This is a genomic window from Mycoplasma sp. 773 (genome assembly GCF_053851515.1).
Genome location: NZ_JBSQAV010000012.1, coordinates 1 through 20958, shown reverse-complemented (window position 1 = coordinate 20958; position 20958 = coordinate 1). Strand labels below are relative to the sequence as shown.

Annotated in this window: 31 protein-coding genes and 2 tRNA genes; 31 read left to right on the top strand and 2 right to left on the bottom strand. The window is 30.2% G+C overall.

Annotated elements, in window-relative coordinates:
* Nucleotides 1-245 precede the first annotated feature (245 nt).
* Complete coding sequence (locus ACWXVJ_RS03000; RefSeq protein WP_455966488.1) at nucleotides 246-4631, top strand: hypothetical protein; 4386 nt, start codon at nucleotides 246-248, stop codon at nucleotides 4629-4631.
* Between the two features lie 151 nt (nucleotides 4632-4782).
* On the opposite strand, the gene ACWXVJ_RS02995 is transcribed toward ACWXVJ_RS03000, so the two are convergent.
* Nucleotides 4783-4857, bottom strand: a tRNA-Gln gene (locus ACWXVJ_RS02995).
* A gap of 3 nt (nucleotides 4858-4860) precedes the next feature.
* Nucleotides 4861-4944, bottom strand: a tRNA-Tyr gene (locus ACWXVJ_RS02990).
* A 222-nt stretch (nucleotides 4945-5166) separates the two neighbouring features.
* On the opposite strand from ACWXVJ_RS02990, the gene rpsJ reads away from it, so the two are divergent.
* The 30 genes from rpsJ to rpmF all read left to right on the top strand — a co-directional run bounded on the left by rpsJ (nucleotide 5167) and on the right by rpmF (nucleotide 20614).
* A complete protein-coding gene (gene rpsJ, locus ACWXVJ_RS02985) occupies nucleotides 5167-5514 on the top strand; it encodes a 30S ribosomal protein S10 (RefSeq protein ID WP_455966487.1) in 348 nt (115 codons plus the stop codon).
* A 73-nt stretch (nucleotides 5515-5587) separates the two neighbouring features.
* On the top strand, nucleotides 5588-6376 hold the full coding sequence (rplC, locus tag ACWXVJ_RS02980; protein ID WP_455966486.1) for a 50S ribosomal protein L3: 789 nt from the start codon (nucleotides 5588-5590) through the stop codon (nucleotides 6374-6376).
* Between the two features lie 2 nt (nucleotides 6377-6378).
* Entirely contained in the window at nucleotides 6379-7305 is a 927-nt protein-coding gene (rplD, locus tag ACWXVJ_RS02975) for a 50S ribosomal protein L4 (protein WP_438340905.1), read from the top strand.
* Nucleotides 7305-7769, top strand: coding sequence for a 50S ribosomal protein L23 (gene rplW, locus ACWXVJ_RS02970; protein WP_455966485.1), 465 nt, complete (start codon nucleotides 7305-7307; stop codon nucleotides 7767-7769). Before rplD ends, rplW begins: the two co-directional genes overlap by 1 nt.
* A 114-nt stretch (nucleotides 7770-7883) precedes the next feature.
* Nucleotides 7884-8732 (top strand): 50S ribosomal protein L2, encoded by an 849-nt coding sequence (rplB, locus tag ACWXVJ_RS02965; protein WP_438340903.1) that lies wholly within the window; start codon nucleotides 7884-7886, stop codon nucleotides 8730-8732.
* Entirely contained in the window at nucleotides 8732-9013 is a 282-nt protein-coding gene (rpsS, locus tag ACWXVJ_RS02960) for a 30S ribosomal protein S19 (RefSeq protein ID WP_438340902.1), read from the top strand. Before rplB ends, rpsS begins: the two co-directional genes overlap by 1 nt.
* A gap of 1 nt (nucleotide 9014) precedes the next feature.
* Entirely contained in the window at nucleotides 9015-9383 is a 369-nt protein-coding gene (rplV, locus tag ACWXVJ_RS02955; RefSeq protein ID WP_438340901.1) for a 50S ribosomal protein L22, read from the top strand.
* Nucleotide 9384: 1 nt separating this feature from the next.
* Complete coding sequence (gene rpsC / locus ACWXVJ_RS02950) at nucleotides 9385-10128, top strand: 30S ribosomal protein S3 (protein WP_438340900.1); 744 nt, start codon at nucleotides 9385-9387, stop codon at nucleotides 10126-10128.
* Nucleotides 10106-10543, top strand: a complete 438-nt coding sequence (gene rplP / locus ACWXVJ_RS02945; RefSeq protein WP_444705167.1) for a 50S ribosomal protein L16 — start codon at nucleotides 10106-10108, stop codon at nucleotides 10541-10543. Before rpsC ends, rplP begins: the two co-directional genes overlap by 23 nt.
* Nucleotides 10519-10746, top strand: coding sequence for a 50S ribosomal protein L29 (gene rpmC, locus ACWXVJ_RS02940; protein WP_444705166.1), 228 nt, complete (start codon nucleotides 10519-10521; stop codon nucleotides 10744-10746). The genes rplP and rpmC overlap by 25 nt, the downstream gene beginning before the upstream one ends.
* Nucleotides 10746-11027 (top strand): 30S ribosomal protein S17, encoded by a 282-nt coding sequence (gene rpsQ / locus ACWXVJ_RS02935; RefSeq protein ID WP_438340897.1) that lies wholly within the window; start codon nucleotides 10746-10748, stop codon nucleotides 11025-11027. Before rpmC ends, rpsQ begins: the two co-directional genes overlap by 1 nt.
* The gene (gene rplN / locus ACWXVJ_RS02930) at nucleotides 11020-11388 is read left to right on the top strand and encodes a 50S ribosomal protein L14 (RefSeq protein ID WP_438340896.1); all 369 of its coding nucleotides are present in this window, start codon (nucleotides 11020-11022) and stop codon (nucleotides 11386-11388) included. Before rpsQ ends, rplN begins: the two co-directional genes overlap by 8 nt.
* Entirely contained in the window at nucleotides 11388-11723 is a 336-nt protein-coding gene (rplX, locus tag ACWXVJ_RS02925; protein WP_444705165.1) for a 50S ribosomal protein L24, read from the top strand. Before rplN ends, rplX begins: the two co-directional genes overlap by 1 nt.
* 21 nt (nucleotides 11724-11744) lie before the next feature.
* On the top strand, nucleotides 11745-12299 hold the full coding sequence (gene rplE / locus ACWXVJ_RS02920; RefSeq protein WP_438340894.1) for a 50S ribosomal protein L5: 555 nt from the start codon (nucleotides 11745-11747) through the stop codon (nucleotides 12297-12299).
* 11 nt (nucleotides 12300-12310) lie between these two features.
* Nucleotides 12311-12496 (top strand): type Z 30S ribosomal protein S14, encoded by a 186-nt coding sequence (locus ACWXVJ_RS02915; protein ID WP_004417000.1) that lies wholly within the window; start codon nucleotides 12311-12313, stop codon nucleotides 12494-12496.
* 2 nt (nucleotides 12497-12498) lie between these two features.
* Nucleotides 12499-12909, top strand: a complete 411-nt coding sequence (gene rpsH, locus ACWXVJ_RS02910) for a 30S ribosomal protein S8 (RefSeq protein ID WP_438340893.1) — start codon at nucleotides 12499-12501, stop codon at nucleotides 12907-12909.
* Between the two features lie 28 nt (nucleotides 12910-12937).
* Complete coding sequence (gene rplF, locus ACWXVJ_RS02905) at nucleotides 12938-13477, top strand: 50S ribosomal protein L6 (RefSeq protein ID WP_438340892.1); 540 nt, start codon at nucleotides 12938-12940, stop codon at nucleotides 13475-13477.
* A 21-nt stretch (nucleotides 13478-13498) separates the two neighbouring features.
* On the top strand, nucleotides 13499-13846 hold the full coding sequence (rplR, locus tag ACWXVJ_RS02900) for a 50S ribosomal protein L18 (RefSeq protein WP_438340891.1): 348 nt from the start codon (nucleotides 13499-13501) through the stop codon (nucleotides 13844-13846).
* Nucleotides 13846-14481, top strand: coding sequence for a 30S ribosomal protein S5 (gene rpsE / locus ACWXVJ_RS02895; RefSeq protein ID WP_444705164.1), 636 nt, complete (start codon nucleotides 13846-13848; stop codon nucleotides 14479-14481). Before rplR ends, rpsE begins: the two co-directional genes overlap by 1 nt.
* Before the next feature lie 24 nt (nucleotides 14482-14505).
* Complete coding sequence (rplO, locus tag ACWXVJ_RS02890) at nucleotides 14506-14940, top strand: 50S ribosomal protein L15 (protein ID WP_455966484.1); 435 nt, start codon at nucleotides 14506-14508, stop codon at nucleotides 14938-14940.
* Nucleotides 14940-16412 carry a preprotein translocase subunit SecY gene (gene secY, locus ACWXVJ_RS02885; RefSeq protein ID WP_455966483.1) on the top strand — a complete coding sequence of 491 codons (1473 nt, stop codon included), beginning with the start codon at nucleotides 14940-14942 and terminating at the stop codon, nucleotides 16410-16412. Before rplO ends, secY begins: the two co-directional genes overlap by 1 nt.
* Nucleotides 16406-17077 (top strand): adenylate kinase, encoded by a 672-nt coding sequence (locus ACWXVJ_RS02880; RefSeq protein ID WP_455966482.1) that lies wholly within the window; start codon nucleotides 16406-16408, stop codon nucleotides 17075-17077. The genes secY and ACWXVJ_RS02880 overlap by 7 nt, the downstream gene beginning before the upstream one ends.
* Nucleotides 17071-17823: a type I methionyl aminopeptidase gene (map, locus tag ACWXVJ_RS02875; RefSeq protein WP_438340886.1), complete on the top strand. Its 753-nt coding sequence runs from the start codon at nucleotides 17071-17073 to the stop codon at nucleotides 17821-17823. Before ACWXVJ_RS02880 ends, map begins: the two co-directional genes overlap by 7 nt.
* A complete protein-coding gene (gene infA, locus ACWXVJ_RS02870; RefSeq protein WP_438340885.1) occupies nucleotides 17823-18059 on the top strand; it encodes a translation initiation factor IF-1 in 237 nt (78 codons plus the stop codon). Before map ends, infA begins: the two co-directional genes overlap by 1 nt.
* Nucleotides 18060-18073: 14 nt before the next feature.
* Complete coding sequence (gene rpmJ, locus ACWXVJ_RS02865; protein ID WP_438340884.1) at nucleotides 18074-18187, top strand: 50S ribosomal protein L36; 114 nt, start codon at nucleotides 18074-18076, stop codon at nucleotides 18185-18187.
* A gap of 4 nt (nucleotides 18188-18191) precedes the next feature.
* Nucleotides 18192-18560, top strand: coding sequence for a 30S ribosomal protein S13 (rpsM, locus tag ACWXVJ_RS02860; protein ID WP_438340883.1), 369 nt, complete (start codon nucleotides 18192-18194; stop codon nucleotides 18558-18560).
* 2 nt (nucleotides 18561-18562) lie between these two features.
* A complete protein-coding gene (gene rpsK, locus ACWXVJ_RS02855) occupies nucleotides 18563-18940 on the top strand; it encodes a 30S ribosomal protein S11 (RefSeq protein ID WP_438340882.1) in 378 nt (125 codons plus the stop codon).
* A 33-nt stretch (nucleotides 18941-18973) separates the two neighbouring features.
* Nucleotides 18974-20035, top strand: coding sequence for a DNA-directed RNA polymerase subunit alpha (locus tag ACWXVJ_RS02850; protein WP_438340881.1), 1062 nt, complete (start codon nucleotides 18974-18976; stop codon nucleotides 20033-20035).
* Nucleotides 20035-20400: a 50S ribosomal protein L17 gene (gene rplQ / locus ACWXVJ_RS02845; RefSeq protein WP_455966481.1), complete on the top strand. Its 366-nt coding sequence runs from the start codon at nucleotides 20035-20037 to the stop codon at nucleotides 20398-20400. Before ACWXVJ_RS02850 ends, rplQ begins: the two co-directional genes overlap by 1 nt.
* Before the next feature lie 16 nt (nucleotides 20401-20416).
* Complete coding sequence (rpmF, locus tag ACWXVJ_RS02840; RefSeq protein ID WP_438340879.1) at nucleotides 20417-20614, top strand: 50S ribosomal protein L32; 198 nt, start codon at nucleotides 20417-20419, stop codon at nucleotides 20612-20614.
* Nucleotides 20615-20958: the final 344 nt, after the last annotated feature.

The following is a 20958-nucleotide window of genomic DNA, read 5'->3' as shown; positions in this document are numbered from 1 at the left end:
ATGTTTTTTTGTTTTCTAAAACATAAAAATTTTATGATAAACATAGGAAATAAATCAATAGAATGCTTTCAATAAACAACTGCCTTCTTGATAGTAAAATCACTAGAAAAAGCTAAAAAGCACCCTGTTTTAGACGATATTCGTTCATATATATATATATATATATATATAATTTGAGATTATTAGTATGCTAAAAACTAATAAATAGAATCAATTAATAAAAATGTTTAGGGCGGTATTTAATAATGAGAAGAAGTAAGGGTACATTAGCATTGTGTTTAGGATTGTCAACAGGGCTGGTGGTCGCAGGTATTTCAGCATTTATCTATGCACGTTATAACAAGAATAAATCAATTGCGCAAAAAACAGAAGATATATCTAAATATAACATAATTATTTCGCAAAAACAAAAGCAGTTAAAAGAAGCTAAAAAAGCATTGCTATATATTAAAAAAGAACAAAAAAATTCTAAAAATAAGTTTGCAGAAATAATGAAAAATATCGAGAATCTTGAAGTAAAAAATAGTGAGTCTAGGATTAAGTTAGAAGGAATCAAAAATGAACAAATAAAGCTAGAAGCGGAATTTGCGAGTTTAATAAAAGCATATGATGAGGCTAAAAAGGAATTAGAAAAAGCAAAACAAGAACATAAAAAAATTCAATCAAATTTTGATTTTGCAAATAAGATTTTTACTGAAAAATCAGAAAAATTGTTATCAAAAAATAGCGAATTAGAAAAAGCTAAAAAAATATTGGCTGATGCTAAAACAGATATTGAATATGCCAAAAAATCAATTTCAAATATCGAAAGTGATATTAATAAAAAAAGTATGGAATTGAGCAACAAGCAACAAGCTAAAGATAAAATATCGCATGATCTTGAAGTAGCTAAACAAAAAGAAAAACAGGCATCAGAATTACTTAAACAAGCAGAACAAGACTTTGATCTAAAAAATAATGCCTTGCAAACATTAAAGAACGAGTTAGAAAGTTTAAAAAAACAACAAAATTCAGCAGAAGCTAGCTATAGTCAAGCTAAGAAAAAAATGGATTTTTTAAATGCCGAAGTTATAGAAAAAGAAAAACTCTTAGATCAAGCTAAAGAACAATTACAATTAAAAAGTGAAGATGTTAATTTAAAACAACAAGCTCTTGATATTGCAATCAGAGAATTAAATGAGGCAAGTGCCATAAAAGAAGAGGCTTCAAATAAATTAAAAAAGGTACAACAAGCATTACAACAAAGTAGTGATAATTTAGTACAAAAAACTCGCGAGGCGGATCTAGCATTAAGAGCTGTTGAAGAAGCCAAAAAAGAAAAAAATAATGCTCAAACTAAACTAAATAAAACCAAAGAAACACTAGAAGAAAAAGAAAATGATTTAAAAGCTAAAAATGAAGCTAAGCAACAAAAACTTGAAGAAAAACAAGATGCTGAATTACAAAAGAAAAAATTATCTGATGCTTATGATGATTCTGTTTTAAAAGAAGCCGAATTGCAAAGAGAACTAGAATCAAAAAAAGATGAATTGAAATTATTATCAGAACAACATACTGAATTAAGTAATAAAACTAAAAAAGTTGAACAAGAAATTCAAAATATATCAAATGAAATAGCATTATTAACACAAAAGCTTGAAGATGCAAAAAAAGTTTTAGAAACAAAGCAACAAAAACTAAAAGAATTAGAAAATGCTTTGCCCAATGCGAATAGGGAATTAGAACAGGCTAGAAATAAAGAAACACAAGCAATAAAAAACCAAAAAGAAGCTGATCAAAAATTGCAAAATGCGCAAAATGATTTGCAAACAAAGAATAGCGAAAAAGCGGTAGCTGAATCTGAATTACAAAAAGCTAAAGATAAAGAAAAAGAAACAAAAACTGAATTAGATAATAAGAATAGCGAGTTAGCTTCGAAACAAGAAATTAAAAATAAGGCAAATGTTGAAAAGCAAGAAGCAGAAGGAAAACAATCTCAAATTGAACAGAAAATCTCAAGTCTTGAAGAAGATTTTGCCAAAAAGAGTAAGAAGGAACAAAATGCTGCAAGAGATTATCAGCAAGCCGAGGAAGCATTTCAACAAGCACAACAAACATTATTAGAGGAACAAAGAAAAAGTGATGAACTTAGAGAAAAAACAGAAAAAGCAACAGAAGAAAAAGATAAAAATAATACTGAATTAAGACAATTAAGAAGTGAAAAAGAGAAAATAGATCAGCAACTTAAAAAAAATCAAGAAGACTTAGAAAGACAAAACCAGAAATTAAACGAAAAAAGGGATAAATTGTCTAATTTAGAAGGTGAAGTTTCATTAATTAAGCAAGTAATAGACGAAAAAAAAGAAGAAATTGTTGAAGAAAGCAAAAACTACTATAGCCCTCTCATCGGTGATTATTATAGTTATGAAGAGCTAGAAAAAATCGTAAAACTCTTTCAAATTTATAACTTTGACGATAGTGATTTTATCTGACTGTATGATCTTGCTAGAGGAAAATATGATGATATAAAAGGAAAATATCCAGATATTTTTGAGTTTGCCCAACCTTATTTAGATGAATGAAGAAATCTTGGTCAATCCACGGTTGAAGCAACCGCAGAATATTGGGTAGAAATATATAAAGGAGTTTCAAAATTGTTTGTTGATATTCATAACAAGCAAGATGAGGTGGCTAAAAAACAAAAAGAAATTGAAACAACTAAACAAGAACTTGCGCAAAATCAACAAGACATTGATAGAATAAATGATGAAAATAAACAATTAAATCAAAGGCTTGCCAACTCTAAATTTGACGAAAAAATAATTGCCAAACAAAGCGAATTTGATGATGCAAATAAAAAATATGATGAACTTAATAAACAATATGCGGCAACATTTAAAACAATCAATGCAGCTAAGAAAAACTTAAAGACTAAGGAAGAAGTTAAGAATAATTTAATGTCGCAAAAAGATCAAGCTATCTCCGAAAAAGCAATGGCTGAACAAAAACTTTCGGAAGCTAAAAAGCAATTAGAAACTGCCAAGCAAGAAGTTGCAAATAAAGATAAACTATTGCAAAAAGCAAATCAAGATTTTATGCATACTGAAGAAGCAAAAAATAGCGCTGAAATGAAGTATAATCAAGCACAAACGGATTTGTTAAAAAAACAAAAACTCTTAGAAACCAAGGTTAGCGAAGTAGAAACTGCTTCGCAAAATGAAACTAGATTGCAACAAGAAAAAAATAAAGCTGATCAAAAATTAGAACAAACTCAAAAAGATGTTCAAACCAAGAATACTGAATTGCAAACCAAGCAAGAACAGCTAAAAAAAGCGCAACAAGAATTCGAAGCAGCAAAACTTGCAGAGCAAGAAGCGCAAAAATCCTTAGATAATGCTAATGAAAAAAAGAACAATAAACTTGCCGAAGAAAATGAATTGCAATCGCAAACACAAAGTAAATTAAAAGAAAAAACTAATAAAGAAGAAGAAATTAAAAATGCTGAATCTAATCTTAGCCAATTACAAAAACAAAAAGAAATAAACAATAGCAATCTAGAAACTCAAACACAAAAAATAAATGAGTTAACTAGTGATCTAAATCGCTTAACAAATGAAGTAGAAAAAGTCAAACAAGAACTAGATGAAGCAAAAAATAGCAATGATCAAGCAATGGCTGAATATGAAGAAAAACTTGCAAATGAATCATTAAAAATAGAAGAATTAGACCAAAAGAAAAAGCTAAAACAAGAAGTTGAAAATCAAAATCAAAATGATCTCAGAAATAAAGAAGAAACTCAAAAAATATTAGAAGGCGCTAACAAGGAATTTATATCAAAACAAGAAAGTAAGGATCAAAAAACAAAAGATTTAGAAGAGTCTAAAAAAATAGAAAAAAGCGTGCAACAAGCAGAAGCAAAGGCACAACAGGATTTAGATGTTTCATTAGAAAAGCAAGATAAGGCTTATGAATTGTTTGAATATGCTAAGATAGAATTAAATAATAAAAATAAGGAAGTACAATGAAAACAAGAAGCTTATAATAATCAAGAAAAACTATCTATTAATGCTAAAGAAAAGAAAAATAATGCTAGCAAAAGCTTAAAAAACGCAAAGCAAAAGGTTGCAGAGGATAGTAATAATTTAAACACTAAGATTGTTGAAATTGAGAAAGCTGAAAAATTACTAAATGAATTAGAAGCAAATAAGAAACAAGTATTGCAAAGACTTGAATTAGCAAATAAGAACGTAGTTGAAAAAACAAAATTATTTAGTTCTATTGAAAATGAAAAAAATCTAGCCCTACAACAAAAGCATGCTTCAGAATTTGCTAAATTAGGTCTCGAAAAGCAACTTAATAAATCTGAGAAAAATCTTGATTCTAATAAACAAAGTCTTTTAAATAAAAATGAAGAATTAAAGAAGAATAAGCATCAACTTCAAGAAATAATAAGCCAAGCTAATGATATTAGTGAGGAAATTAGTAATATCAATAATATCATTCAAAAAGAGTTGAAAAATAAAGAAAATGTAGGCCAAACTCTAAGTGCTACAAATAAAGAGCTTGCCAAGAAAAAGAAAGAAATTTCAGATTTAATAGACGAGATAAATAAATTAAAGCAAATATTATCTAATCTTAGTGAATCTAAATAAAAATAAATAATAAGAATTATAATATGCCGTTACAAAAAAGCTTTTACCCATATAAAGAGGTTTGAGCTTTTTGTTTTGTTTAAATAAAAAAACTCAAGTTAAAATACTTGAGTTTACTAGTCATGTTTGATTAAATAATCAACTAATGATATGGCTGCCCTTGTTAGATTCGAACTAACGGATGGCGGTACCAAAAACCGCTGCCTTTCCACTTGGCTAAAGGGCAAAATGGTGGAGGGGGAGGGATTCGAACCCCCGAACCGTGAGGAAGTGGGTTACAGCCACCCGCGTTTGGCCGCTTCGCTACCCCTCCAATTTACATTAGCAAGTTAAATTATATTATAAAAAAAATTATTTGTTAAAAAATAAAAAATAAATTCATTATCTTGTTGCCCAGTTTCTAGTGTTTTATATAAAAAAAGTTTAAAAAAATTACAAAAAAAATGTTTTTGGTATAATAAATTAGCAACTATGCAAAGAAGCATAAGGTTACGATATACCGAGCTTAGTTGTTCATCTTGGTTATCGAGAACTTATGCGGAGTGCTTCATATAATGAAGAAGGAGAACAAACAATGGCAAAATTAGAAATTAAAATCAAAGCCTTTGAAGCTAGTTTAGTAGATGATGCTGCTAAAAAGGTTATACTTCTAGCGAAAGCTGAGAAGGCTATGGTAAGTGGTCCAATTCCTCTACCTACAAGAAAAGAAATTGTTACCATTTTAAGATCTGTTCATGTTAACAAAAAATCTCGTGAACAATTCGAAAGCAGAACTCATAAACGTCTAATTGTTTTGTCAAATGTTAGCGAAACACTAATTGATAAAGCAAAAAGACTTGAGTTGCCTGCTGGTGTTCAAATTAGCGTTAAATCTGTAGCATAATACAGATATTATTTTTTTTAAAATATATACGTATATGTGGCACCGATTTTTTAAAAAAAATGAAAGGATAAAAATGAAAGGAATCTTAGGAAGAAAAGTTGGAATGACTCAACTATTCACTAGCGAAGGTAAGTTAATACCTGTAACTATTGTTGAAGTTAAACCAAATGTTGTTACCAAAATTTTAACCGAAGAAAAAAACGGTTATATTGCAACACAACTTAGTTTAGAAGATAAGAAAAAATCTCAAATTAAGAAACCTGAAGTAAATTATTTCAAGCAAGCAAATACAACACCTAAGCGATTCGTAAAAGAAATCCGTAATATGGCCGGATTTAACTTAGGTGAAACATTAGATGCCTCAATTTTTGAAGGCGGAGATGTGGTTGATGTTACGGCTATTTCAAAAGGAAAAGGTTTTGCCGGAACCATTAAGAGATGAAACCAACATATTGGTCCTAAATCACATGGTGGTGGTGGTGGTTCGCAACCTATAAGACAAACCGGTTCTATTGGCGATATATCTGGTAATAGAGTTTGAAAAGGTATGACAATGCCTGGTCACCTTGGGGCTGAACAAGTTACAATTCAAAATTTAGAAATTGTAAAAACTGAAGCGGAAAATAACTTATTAATTATTAAAGGCAGTGTTCCCGGAGCAAAAGGCGCTTTGTTGGTTATTAAAAATGCTAAGAAATCAGTTCAAAAGAAAGCTGAAATTAAATTAGTTAATTTAAAAGAAACATTAGCAAAGAATGAAATTTTTGAACAAGCTAAGAAATATAATCTTGAATTAAATATGGATATGTCATTAAACGAAATGAAGAAAGCTCTTGAAGAAGCTACAGAAGGGGATAAATAATTATGTCTACAATTGTTGATAAATACTATATCTCAGAAAAGTTTGATAAAGACCGAAACATATCATTTAATTTCAAAAAAGCAAAAGAAAAAGTTTCAGGAAATTTTGCTGAATTTATTGATGCCGTTAATGAATTCATTAATGTTAGCGAAAAATCTAAGAATAGTACTAGAGTATGATTTCACCGTAATGGAGCATATAGCGGTAGTGTTGATGTAGAAAAGGCTAGAATTATTGCTAACAGAGTTATTGAAGCTAAAGTTGAAAGCAAGGATGCTATCGAGTTTATTGAAAAAGAAAATTTAGTTGATAAACCAGCATCACCAGCTAAAAAAATGGAAGAAAGTGATTTTGAATTGCCAAAGAGTGTGTTCGGATTAGAAAAGATACATACTCAATCAGTTTTTGACGCTATTTTGGTAGAAAGAGGCTCAAAACGTCTGGCTACTCATAAGGTTAAATCACGTGGTGAAGTTAGTGGAACAGGCAAAAAACCATGACCACAAAAACATACAGGTAATGCTCGTGCTGGGTCATTAAGAAGTCCAATCTTTGTTGGTGGCGGTAGAGCATTTGGGCCAACAACCGAAAGAAATTACAATCTTAAAATTAATAAAAAAGCTAGAAAAAATGCTTTATTCTCAGCATTAACAATGCTAGCAAATGCAAATTCTGTTTTAGTTAGAGAATACGAACTAGAAAGTATTTCAACTAGAGCCTTATTAGTTGAATTGAATAAGGATAATCTAATTGGATTAAACAATATTCTAATAGTTTCTTCAAATGAAACCATTTATAAGTCGGCTAAAAATTTACCAAATGTTAATGTAAACAAGGTTACATCATTGTCAATCGAATCATTAGTAGCTGCTGATGTTTTAGTGATTAGCAAGGAAGATGTTAAGTTCTTAGAAGGGATGGCAAAATAATGAATATTAATCATGTTATTAAATATCCAGTTTTAACTGAAAAATCAGAAATTGCTAGATCTAATCAAAATGTCTATACATTTGTGGTTGACAGAAGAACAAACAAAATTGAAGTTAAAAAAGCTGTTGAATTTATCTTTGATGTTAAAGTTGAAAAAGTTAATATCATTAATTATGATAAAAAACCAGCTAAATTAGGTAGATTTGCAGGGTTTAAAAATGCCGTTAAGAAGGCTGTTGTGTTTTTAGACAAAAATTCAAAAATTGTTTTATTTGCTGAAGAAGCTAAAGAAGCAAAGAAGGCAAAAGAAACTGAAATGAAGTCTGAAAATGTCGAAACAGTTAAACAAATATCAGAAGCCGAACTAAAAGCAGCAGAAAAAATTAAAAGAGCTGCAGAAGCAAAAACGCAAAAGTCTGAAGAAAAAGCAGAAGAAATTAAACAAGAAACAGAATCAAAATAATTAATCTCGATAAAACAAAAACTATAAGATTAATTTTTAAAAATAATAATTTAGATTCTTAAAAGATAAATATTATACAAACAAATATTTTTAAGAAATGGAGAAAAGAAGACAATGGCTATTAAAAAATTTAAAGCTTATACAAATGGTCGTCGTAATATGTCTTCTCTTGACTATCAAGCAAATTTAACTGGGCATAAACCAGAAAAATCATTGCTTGTGGCACTTCCAACACATTCCGGAAGAAATAATCAAGGTAAAATTACAACTCGTCACCACGGTGGCAGATTAAAAAGATTTTATCGTATTATTGACTTCAAAAGATATAACAAGGATGGAATTGAGGCTATTGTTAAAACAATCGAATATGATCCAAACAGATCAGCCAATATTTCTTTAATTGTTTATCGTGATGGAGAAAAGAGATATATTATCAGTCCAAAAAATATTAAGGTTGGACAAAAAGTTATTTCAGGAGAACATGTAGATATACAAATAGGAAATAACTTACCACTTGGAAATATTCCAGAAGGTACATTTGTTCACAATATCGAATTACAACCTAAACAAGGTGGAATCATTGCTCGTTCTGCTGGTAGTTCAGCGCAAATTTTAGGTAAGGATGAATCAGGAAAATACGTTATCTTAAGACTAAAATCTGGCGAAGTGAGAAAAGTTCTAGGTGTATGCCGCGCTACAATCGGTGAAGTTGGAAATGAAGAACACTCATTAGTTAATATCGGTAAAGCTGGTAGAAATAGATTGAGAGGAATTAGACCTACAGTTAGAGGTTCAGCCATGAACCCTAATGATCACCCACATGGTGGTGGTGAAGGTAAACAACCTATTGGTAGAAAATCACCAATGACTCCATGAGGTAAAAAAGCTCTGGGTGTTAAAACTAGAGCAACTAAAAAATCATCTAACCAATTTATTATTAGAAGAAGAAAGGAAAGTAAATAATGTCTCGTTCATTAAAGAAAGCGCCCTTTGTTGATGATCACTTAATGAAAAAAGTGGTTGCTATTATTGAAAATAAAGCACCAAAGCGTCCAATCAAAACCTGATCAAGACGTTCAACAATTTATCCTGAATTTATTGGTTTAACATTTCAAGTTCACAATGGTCATGCATTTCTTGATGTCTTTGTAACAAATGATATGGTCGGCCACAAATTAGGTGAATTCGCACCAACAAGAACATTTAATGGTCACGGTGCTGATAAGGCTAAAGGAAAGAAATAATATGGCACAAATAGTTAAGGCATCAGTTAAAATGCAAAGAATTAGTGCGAGAAAAGCTAGATTAGTAGCAGATTTAATTCGCTATAAATCAGCTACACAAGCATTAATCATTTTGCAAACAACATACAAAAAGGCTTCAGAAATTATTCTTAAACTTTTAAATTCAGCGATTGCTAATGCAACAAATAATTTTGGTTTAGATGCTACTAAATTAGTAGTTTCAAAAATTTTAGTAAATGAAGGTCCTACATTAAAAAGATTTCAACCTCACTCACGTGGCAGAGCATACCCAATTTTAAAAAGAACTAGTCACTTTTATGTTGAATTAATGGAATTAAATACAGACGAACTAAATAAGGAGGCAAAATAATATGGGTCAAAAAGTTAATCCAAATGGTTTTCGTTTTGGTATAACAAAACCGCATAATACTGTTTGATATTCAGACAAGCAAGATTTTGCTAAGTTCTTATTAGAAGATCAAAAAATTTATGATTTCTTTGATAAAAAGGTTCGTGAATATTTAATTGGCAATGTTCAAATTAAGAGAAACCAAAACAGTAATATTATTGTTTATGTATATACAGCTAAACCAGCTGCCTTATTAGGAACAAATGGTGATAATATTAAAGCTATAACATTAGCTCTTAAAAAAGAACTAAGAAATAAAAAAATTAATATTACTATTGATGTAATAGAACTAAAAAATCCCGACTTAAATGCAAGACTATTAGCAGAAGGCATTGCTGTTAAATTAGAAAATCGGGGAAGCTTCAGATTAGCACAAAAATTTGCTATCAAAAGTGCTATGAAAGCAGGAGCTAAGGGTATTAAAACCTCTGTATCTGGCCGTTTAAATGGTGTTGATATGGCTAGAACGGAAGGATATACCGAAGGTGAAATGAAATTGCATACTTTAAGACAAGATGTAGATTATGCTGTTGCTAAGGCTAAAACAACATATGGTATCTTGGGTATTAAGGTTTGAGTTTCATTAGGTGAAATTTTAGAAAACGGAAAAGCACAAGTTAGTGCTTTGGAATCAAATAAAACTGAAAGAAGACCGAGAGTTATTAGAAAGGGCGGTGAAAAACATGCTTCAACCAAAGAGAACTAAACATAGAAAAATGTTTCGTATCCGCCATGATAAAACTAAAGCACATCGTAATAACACAGTTTCATTTGGTGAGTTTGGTTTAAAATCAACCTCATCAGCATGAATCAGTGCAAGACAAATTGAAGCAGCTCGTATTGCTATTACTCGCCGTATGGGTCGTGAAGGTAAGGTTATTATCAAGATATTTCCACATATGTCAAAAACATCTAAACCTATTGGTGTTCGTATGGGATCTGGTAAAGGTAGTCCTGATCAATGATTTGCAGTTGTTAAAGAAGGAACAGTGATGTTTGAAGTTATGGGAAACCAAACTGATACTATGAAAGACGCTTTAAGATTAGGCGGTCACAAGTTGCCTGTTACTTGAAAAATTGTTTCTAGAGATGCTACATGTCAATCGGAAGGAGAAAAATAATTATGTCATATACTGAATTAAAGAAAAAAACAGTTGAAGAACTAAAAACTTTATTAGCAGAATTAAGAGCAGAATTATTTTCTCTACACTTCAAAAATGCGACTCGTCAATTAGACCAAACCCACAAAATTAATTTAGTTAAAAAAGATATTGCTAGAACCTTAACTGCTATAAATGCCAAAAAGGAAGAAGGAGATAAATAATGGAACAAGTTAGAGAAAATCATCGTAAGAAGCTTGTTGGAACTGTAATTAGTACTAAGAATGAAAAAACTATTACTGTTATGGTTGAAACATATGCAAAACACCCATTATACTCAAAACGTTTCAAAGTATCTAAGAAATTTGCTGTTCATGATGAAAAAAATGAAGCAAAAATTGGTGATGTTGTTGAAATACAAGAAACAAGACCACTTTCAAAAACTAAACACTTTAGATTAGTTGAGATTAAATCACACGCTATCGGAGGAAACGAAAATGCTTAGTGAATTTTCGAGATGTAATGTAGCCGATAATTCTGGCGCCAAAGAAGTAATGATTATTAAGAACCTTGGTGGTTCGGTTGTAAGAAGCACAAATATTGGTGATATTGTTGTTGTTACTGTTAAAAAGGCAATCCCTAATGGTGTGGTTAAAGAAGGTCAAGTTTTAAAAGCAGTTATTGTTAGAACAAAAAGAGGCATTGCAAGAGAAAATGGTTCATACATTAGATTTGATGATAATGCTGTTGTTTTAATTAAAGAAGATGGTACTATGAGAGGTACTCGGGTATTTGGTCCTGTAGCGAGAGAACTTCGTGAAAAAGGATATTTAAAAATAATTTCATTAGCTCCGGAGGTTTTATAATGTCTCAAGCTAAAATTAGAAAAAATGATATTGTTTTAGTTATTTCAGGAAAAGAAAAAGGTAGATTTGCATCAGTTTTATCAACAAATGTCAAGAAACAAACTGTTGTTCTAAAAGAAATTAACATAAAAACCAAACACCATAAACCTTCACAAGAAAATACTGAAGGAAAAATTGAAAAGAAAGAATTTCCTATTCATATTTCCAATGTAGCATACCTAGCAAAAAAAGGTGCACAAGGCCAAAAGTCAATTGGAACAAAAATAGGATTTAAAGTTGATGCTAAGACCGGTAAAAAACAAAGAGTTATGAAAAAAGTTAATAAGGTTATATAAGTAAATAAGGAGAAATAGAAAATGGCTAAATTAGAATTAGAAAAAAAATATTTAGAGCAAGTTCGCCCTGAATTAGTTAAAGAATTTGGTTACTCATCAATTATGCAAGCTCCGCGTTTACAAAAAATTGTTATTAATATGACAGCCGGAAATGAAGTATCAAACTCAAAAGCTATTGAAGAGGTTATGGTTGAATTAAGCCAAATAACTGGACAAAAACCATATCAAACAGTGGCAAAAAAATCATTGGCATCTTGAAAATTGCGTGAAGGTATGCCAATGGGTGGAAAAGTAACATTAAGACGTGAAAGAATGTGATCATTTTTAACTAAATTAATTAATATTGCTTTACCTCGTGTACGTGACTTTAATGGTACAAGCTTAAAAAGTTTTGATGGTCGTGGTAACTACGCGATTGGTATTAAAGAAGAAATTATTTTCCCAGAAATTTCATTTGATAAAATTCGTAAGTTAAAAGGTATGGATATTATTCTTGTAACCAGTGCAAATTCAGATAAAGAAGCATTTGCATTATTAAAGAAACTTGGAATTCCATTTGCAAAAGGTACTAATTAAGGAGAATTTGTATGGCAAGAAAAGCGTTAATGATTAAAGCTGAACGTGAACCAAAATTTTCAGTTAGAAAATACACACGTTGTCAAATTTGTGGTCGTGTTCATGCAGTGTTACGCAAATATAAAATTTGTAGAATTTGTTTTAGAGAATTAGCACACGAAGGAAAGATTCCTGGCGTAAAGAAAGCGAGTTGATAATTATGGCTATTATTACAGACCCAATAGCAGATATGTTTGTTAGAATTAAAAATTCTATTTCAAGAAAGTATCATGAAGTTCTAGTTCCTCACTCAACTAAAAAAGAAAAAATCTTAGAAATTTTTACAAGAGAAGGTTATATTACTTCATATGAAATCATTACCTCACCAAAAGGTTTTAAAGAAATTAAAATTACTTTAAAATACAAAGGAATGAATCAAAATCTATCTGCAATTACAGATATTAAAAGAGTTTCTAAACCAGGTTTAAAAGTATATTCATCAGCTGACAAATTACCTCGTGTTTTAAGTGGATATGGTACAGCAATTATCTCAACATCAAAAGGTCTATTAACTGATAAAGAAGCAAGAAAAGCTAACTTAGGTGGCGAAGTTATTGCCTTTATTTGATAGCACTTACCTAGATTTAAGGATTTAAACTATGTCAAGAATTGGAAAAAGAGTTTTATCTATTCCTCAAGGTGTTGAAATAAATTTATCAAAAAACCATATTGTTATTAAAGGTAATTTAGGTCAATTAGAATATACATTTTCACCATTAATTTCTGTTATTATTGAAAATAATGAAATTAAAACTTTAAGAGCTAATGAAGAAAAAACTACAAAGCAATTGCATGGTACAACAAACGCTATTATTAGTAATATGTTAATCGGAGTTTCAAAAGGTTATAAAAAAGAAATCGAAATTAAGGGTGTTGGTTACAAAGCAACACTTAAGGGAAATGAAATCGAAATAATTGCCGGATATTCGCACAGTGTAGTTAAGGCAATTCCATCAAATCTAAAAATTGAGGTACCAAAACCAACTAATATTATAATTTCTGGTATTGATAAACAAGCTGTTGGAGAATTTGCTGCAAATATAAGAGATATTAGACGTCCAAGCCCATATTCAGGTAAGGGAATTATGTACAAAGATGAAGTTATTAGACGTAAGGAAGGAAAAACTGCTGCTAAGTAGTTAAAAAATAGGTAAAAAATTATGTTATCAAGAAATGAAAGACGTAAAGTTAAACATTTAAAAATTACTAATAAATTAGCAAAAGGTACTTCACAAAGACCACGTGTTGTTGTATTTAAATCATTACATAACTTTTATGCGCAAGCAGTTAATGATGAAACACATACAACATTAGCTTCATTTTCAACTAGACAATTATCTGAAAAAGGGAATAATATTGAGGCAGTAAAAATGGTAGCAAAGCAATTTGCTCTAAAACTAAAAGAAGTAAATGTTTCTGAAATCGTTTTTGATCGTTCAGGCTATATTTATCATGGTAAATTAGCAGCATTTGCAGACACATTAAGAGAAGAAGGGATTAAGTTCTAATGGCTGAAGAATTAAAGAAAGAAAATACTGAAGTAGCTAAGGAAACTAAGGTAGTTTCACCTATTAAAAAACCAGAAATAAAAGAAAATAATAAAGCAACTACTGAACGAAAAGCTTTTGCTCCTAAGAAACAATTTAGCGCAACTCCTGCAGCTAAGATTTTTGAAGAAAAAGTTATTGATATTGCCAGAGTTACAACCGTTGTTAAGGGTGGAAGAAGATTTTCATTTTCAGCATATGTTGTTGTCGGCGATAAAAAAGGTAAAGTTGGATTTGGACACGGAAAAGCAAATGAAGTTCAAGATGCTATTAAAAAAGCAGTTAAAGATGCACAAAAAAATGTATTCAACGTTCCTATAGTTAACGGAACCATTCCACACGAAATAAAAGAAAAATTCCTAGCTTCAAAAGTACAACTACGTCCTGCTCCTAAAGGTGCTGGTATTATTGCTTCTAATACAGTGCGTGCTGTTGTAGAATTAGCTGGTTATACCGATATTTCTACAAAAACATATGGTTCAAGAACAAAACACAATATTGTTCATGCCACAGTTAATGCACTTAAGAAGATTAAAACAGTTGAAGAAATTGCTAAACTACGTGACATTGATGTAAAGCATTTATTAGCTAAATAAATATAATATTAAGGAGTGTTATTTATGAAATTACATACATTAAAAGCAACACCTGGCGCTCGTAAAGAAAAACATCGTGTCGGACGTGGTCATGCTGCCGGTAAAGGGAAACAAGCTGGTAGAGGGCAAAGTGGACAAACAAAAAGAAGTACAGTTAGACTAGGTTTTGAAGGTGGACAATTACCACTATTCAGAAGAATTCCTAAACGTGGTTTTAATAATGTAAATCATGTTGAATTCCAAATTGTTAATATTTCTTCGCTAGAAGAAAAATATACAAACAATGAAGTTGTTTCTTATGAAACATTGATAGCAAAAAACCTTATCAAGGGAGTATTGCCGGTTAAAATTTTAGGAAGAGGAACACTAACTAAAAAGTTGACTGTTTCAATTCCGTCTCTTTCACAATCAGCTAAAGAAGCTATTGAAAAAGCTGGAGGAAAAATCGAGGTTCAATAATGGCTAAAAGATCTAAAGTAGAAAAGGAAATATATAACAAAAGACTCGAGCGCAAATTAGCGATTGATAAATTTTTTGCTAAAAAAAGAAACTCGTGATCAGAATGATGAAAAAATCATGGTCTTTTTAAGAAGATCTTATTTACTCTTTTTGTTATTTCACTTTTCTTAATAGCTGGTACTATTACTTTACCAGGTGTTGAATTAGCACATCAAGACAGATTGAATCAAGGTGATTTCTTTGGTATCTTAAACTTGGTAGGTGGCGGTGGATTACGTAGATTCTCTATAGTCGCCTTGGGGATTGGACCTTTTATTTCTTCATCGCTAGTAATGATGATTTTGCAAACAAAAGCATTCCCGGCGGTTCATCGTTTAAGTCAATCAGGTCCATTGGGTAGAATAAAAATTAATTTTATAACTTATACTGTTACATTGTTCTTTGCAATATTTCAAGCAATATTGATTACAAGAGCATTAGTAAATCCACAGACTGATAATTTTGGTATAAGATTTTCTGATAGTTTAGTTAAGTCTCTTGGCGAAAAAGGAACCTTTGCTTATCAATGAGTGATTCTTCCTTTATTGTTAGTAGCTGGATCATTCTTTTCTTTATTTTTATCAGAACAAATAACAAATAAAGGTGTTGGGAATGGAACGAGCTTAATTATCTTTGTCGGAATTGCTAGCTCACTAGTTCCAACCTTCAGACATGCTTTTGAATACTATATGCCATCAGCAAAAAATAATAATTCGGTTGTTTTAAAGGAAACGCTAAACTTTATTGTTTATTTACTGGCGTATTTATTAGTAATTTTTGTTGTAATATTATTTACTCTTGCTGAAAGAAAAATTCCAATTCAACAAGTTGGGGCAGGATTATCTAAAACGGAAAAAGAATTAAGTTATCTACCTATCAAAGCAAACCCAGCAGGAATTATGTCAGTAATTTTTTCAATGATGGTTCTTTCTGTTCCTACATTGATTGCAGGGTTATTTGATCCTAATACAAGTAGATATTATCAATGAGTTTATTCAAATCTTCAACTAACACAACCATTAGGATTCTTCTTATTTGTTATCATAACATTTGGATTAACTATTTTAATGGGAATACAACAATCTAAAATTGATAAGATTAGTGAGGATTTTGCAAAAAGCAGTACGTTTATTCCTGGAATTAGACCGGGTGAACAAACTGAAAATTATTTATTAAATACTGTGTTAAGATTATCATTCTTTTCTGCTGGGTATTTAATAATATTGGGGGCATTGCAATTTATTCAACAAATGTTTGGAATGCCTGCACCAATAGCGTTTGGTGGAACATCAATAATGATTCTAGTTTCAACAGCAACAGAAACCGTTCAACAAATTCAAGCAAGATATAAATCACAGGAACTTGCGCGAAGAAGACGAATGATTAAAGAATTAAAAGAAGTATATGGAGAAGACGAAGATTTAATATGATAGAAAGATGTCAAATTAAGAAGCCTAATTTGATTTTTATAGGTGCACCAGGTGCTGGCAAGGGTTCTCTTTCTAAGCTATTAGTTGAAAAATTTGGGTATTTTCAACTTTCAACTGGTGATATGTTTCGTCAAGAAATTAAAAATAAAACAGAATTAGGGCTAAAAATTAAAAACATATTAGAATCAGGAAAATATGTTGATGATAATATAACTAATCAGCTAGTTGAAAATAAACTAACTAGCTTAGTTAATGAGAAAATACCTTTTATTCTTGATGGTTTTCCAAGAACGATTGATCAAGCTGAGTTTTTAGATACACTTGAAAAAAAAGGGATTTATATTGACCAAGTTATTTTATTAAATATTACCGATGAACAAATTATTGAACGTTTATCGAAGCGTAGAATTTGTCCTTCATGTAAAACAATTTATCACCTAGAATCATTCCCACCAGCTAATGACAAATTCTGTAAACATTGTAAAACAGAAGTTGTCAAAAGAGCTGATGATGAAGAAGAAGTAGTATTAAAACGTCTTGCGATATATAACGATCAAACAAAATGTTTAATAGATTTTTATAAAAAAAAGAATATAGTTTCAGAAGTAAATAGCTATCAATCATTAAAAAAAGTGTTTGATGACGTTAAAGAGGCCTTGAAATGATAAAAATTAAGAATCAAATCGAAATTCAAAAAATTAAAAAGGCCTGCGCAATCTTGGCAGAAGTCAAAAAAATTCTTTGAGACTTTATAAGACCAGGCGTTTCTTTAAAAGAAATTGATAGCGTCGCTTTTAAAGAAATTAAGAAAAGAGGAGGAAAACCGGCTTTTTTAGATATGTATGGTTTTCCTGCAACTTGTTGTATTTCAGTTAATGAAGAATTAATTCATGGTATCCCTTCTGATTATGTTGTTAAGGATGGAGATATTGTAAAAATTGATACCGGGGTAGTATGGGAAGGATATTATTCTGATTCTGCCTTTACAAAAGGTGTTGGCAATATTACACAAAAAGATAAGGAATTAATTCAAGTTGCAAAAGACGCTTTTTATGCAGGATTTAATGCAATTAAAGTAGGTAAACGCTTTGGTGATATATCTGCTGCAATCGGAAATTATATTCGTCAAAAAGGCTATTATACACCTGATGAATTTTGCGGCCATGGTATAGGTAAAAGTTTGCATGAAGATCCGCTTATAAATAATGACGGTATTCCAAATACAGGTGATTTTATTAAAAACGGTATGGTTATTTGTATTGAACCAATGATTTTACAAAAGTCAAAAAAAACATTAATTAAAGAAGATAATTGAACTGTTATTGATCCATTAGGTTTTAATACTTCGCACTACGAGCAAACAGTATTAATTGATAATGGTGAAGCATATATATTATCAGGAGACAACATTTAATGGGAAAAAACAAGAAAGATAAAAAAGAAGAAGTTATTAAAATGACTGGTAAAGTTACCAAGATGCATTCAACAAAAAATTATGATGTTTTGTTAGAAAATAATCTTGAAATTAAGGCTTATATTTCAGGAAAAATGTCTCTACATAACATTAAACTTATTCCCGGTGATATGGTTGATGTTGAAATCAGTCCTTTTGATTGAACGTTAGGCAGAATAGTTTTTCGCCATAAATAAAACTAAGGAGAATTATGAAAGTTAGAGCATCGATTAAAAGCATTTGCAAAGACTGTAAAATAATTAAAAGACACGGCGTTAATAGAGTAATTTGCATTAACCCAAAACATAAACAAAGACAAGGATAAAAAAATGGCTAGAGTTTTAAATATAGAAATTCCAAATAATAAAAAAGTTCGTATTTCTCTAACATATATTTTTGGTATAGGTCCAACAATTGCTAAGCAAATCTTAGCTGCCGCAAATGTTGATGGAGAAAAAAGAGTTAAAGAATTAAGTGAAGAAGAATTAACACGCATTAGAGATGAAGCTAAACAATATACTACTGAAGGTGATTTAAAGAGAGAAATTAATCTAAATATTAAAAGATTAATGGAAATTAAATCATATCGTGGTATTAGACATAGAAAAGGATTGCCAGTAAGAGGCCAATCAACTAAGAAAAATGCAAGAACAAGAAAAGGCCCAAGAAAAACGATTGCTGGAAAGAAAGGTAAATAATAATGGCTAAGAAAAACAAAAAAGTTGTTACGCAAGGTATTGCGCATATTCACTCAACATACCAAAATACAATTGTTTCTTTTTCAGATTTAAAGGGAAATGTTTTTGCATGATCTTCTTCGGGGGCAATTGGATATAAAGGTACGAAGAAGAAAACTCCATATGCTGCTGGCCTAGCCGCAGCTGCTGCTGTTGAAAAAGCCAAAGAATTTGGTTTAAAGGAAGTGTCGATTATGGTCAAGGGTGTTGGTCCTGGAAAATCAACAGCTCGCAAGCAAATTGAAACAAGTGGTTTTACAATTAAGGATGTTAAGGATGTTACTCCTACTCCTCACAATGGTACTCGTCCTCCAAAGAAAATTCTTAAAAGAGAAAAATAATTTAGATTTACAAGGATAACATAGGGGGATATTATGGAAAAAATTCAAAAAATTACTTATAAAGAATTAGTCGCTGAAAAAGTAAATGATTTTAATACAACATTTGTAATCGAACCATTATCGCGTGGTTATGCAAATACAATGGGGACTACTTTAAGAAGAACCTTACTTTCTTCTATTACATCAGTTGCTCCATTTGCGATTAAAATCAATAATGTCGAACATGAATTTCAAACAATTAGTGGTTTACAAGAAGATGCGATAACATTAGTTAGAAATATAAGAAGCATCCGTTTTGTTTACAATGAAGAAATGTTTGAAAAAGATAACTTAGCAAAAATATCATTTAAGGCCAATAAGGAAGGCGAAATCTATGCTTATGATATTCCTGAGGTTAGTGGCCTAGAAATAGTAAATAAAGATCAATACATTGCTAATATAGCCAAAGGTGGCTCATTAGAATTTGAATTATTTTTAAGAAAAGGTCGCGGTTTTGTTGATTTTGAAGAAAATAAGAATGTAATTAGTCAATATGGTTCAAGATTAGAATCAAATATTAAAAATGGTCAATTTTTAGCAATGGATAGTGATTTTAGTCCTGTTAAAAAATGTGCAATCTCTTTTGAGGAATTAAATAGTTCATCTAAATTAGTTGAAGAAAGATTAAAAATTAAACTAGAAACCGATTGCACGATTACAGCAAAAGATGCGATGGAACAGGCTGCTAAGATTATTGTTGCTCATTTTCAAATCATTGGTAATATTGATGCTTTGGAATCGATAGAATTATTCGAAGAAAATAAAGATAAAAAAGATAAGGAAATTAAGTCATCTGTATCAATCAGTAAACTTGGCTTATCAGTAAGATCAGAAAATGCTTTAAAAAGAGCAAAATTCACCACTATTGAAGAAGTATTAAATTTAACTGATGAAGAATTGGCAAATATTAAAAACCTAGGTAAAAAATCAATTCAAGATATTATTGATAAAAGAAATGATTGAAAAAATAGAATTGGCAATGATGCTGATTTCGAAAGCGACACCACGATAGATTCACTAGAACAACTTAAAAAATCAGATGAGGGAGAAGAATAATGGCTAACCCAAAACAACTATTTCGTAGAAATACTGAATGATGAAACCATGTAGAAAGATCGTTAGTTACCGATTTATTGGTAAACGGTCAAGTTAAAACCACTCTTGAAAGAGCTAAAAGAATTAGATCAAATGCAGAAAAGATGATTACACTCGGAAAGAAAAAAACCCTTTCAACCAGAAGACAAGCAGCTAAATTTTTAAGACTTATTCCTTCAAAAGTTGAAAACAAAGATTCGTTACAATATTTATTTGATGTTCTAGCATCAAAATACGCCCAAAGAAATGGCGGATATACAAGAATAATTAAAATTAATAACCGTGCTGGCGATAATGCTAAAATGGCAATTATTAAATTAGTATAAAAATAGGAGATAAATTATGGCTATAGTTCCAAAAAGAAAAACCTCAAAGCAAAGAAAAAATTTAAGAAGAAGTCATCATGCATTAAGTCCTATTACGTTAGTAGAATGCAAGCATTGCAAACAATCAATTATTCCTCACCAAGCATGTAGATATTGTGGATTTTATAAGGAAGAAAAAGTTCTTAAAAATGTTATTAATGATAAAATTAAATAATTTTAGAAACACCAAGTTGTTGACTTGGTGTTTTATTATTTAATAAGTTATACTTGACTTTTTTAGTAAAAGATATTATCTATATTAGATTATATTTTTTTATTAATAATTTCAAAAATAAAAAAATTTTATATATAATATATAAGCTTTCTATTTTTGCTTGATTAGTTTTTAATTAAACTAATTTAGTAATATCTAAGATTTTTTAAAAAAAATAAAAAAATATTATTAAAAAAAAATAAAAAGCGTATAATAGTAATTGTAGCTTTTTTGCTAACAAATATTAAGATAGTTCTTTGAAAACTGGATACGAATACCATAACGTCAATTTTAATTTTTTAAAA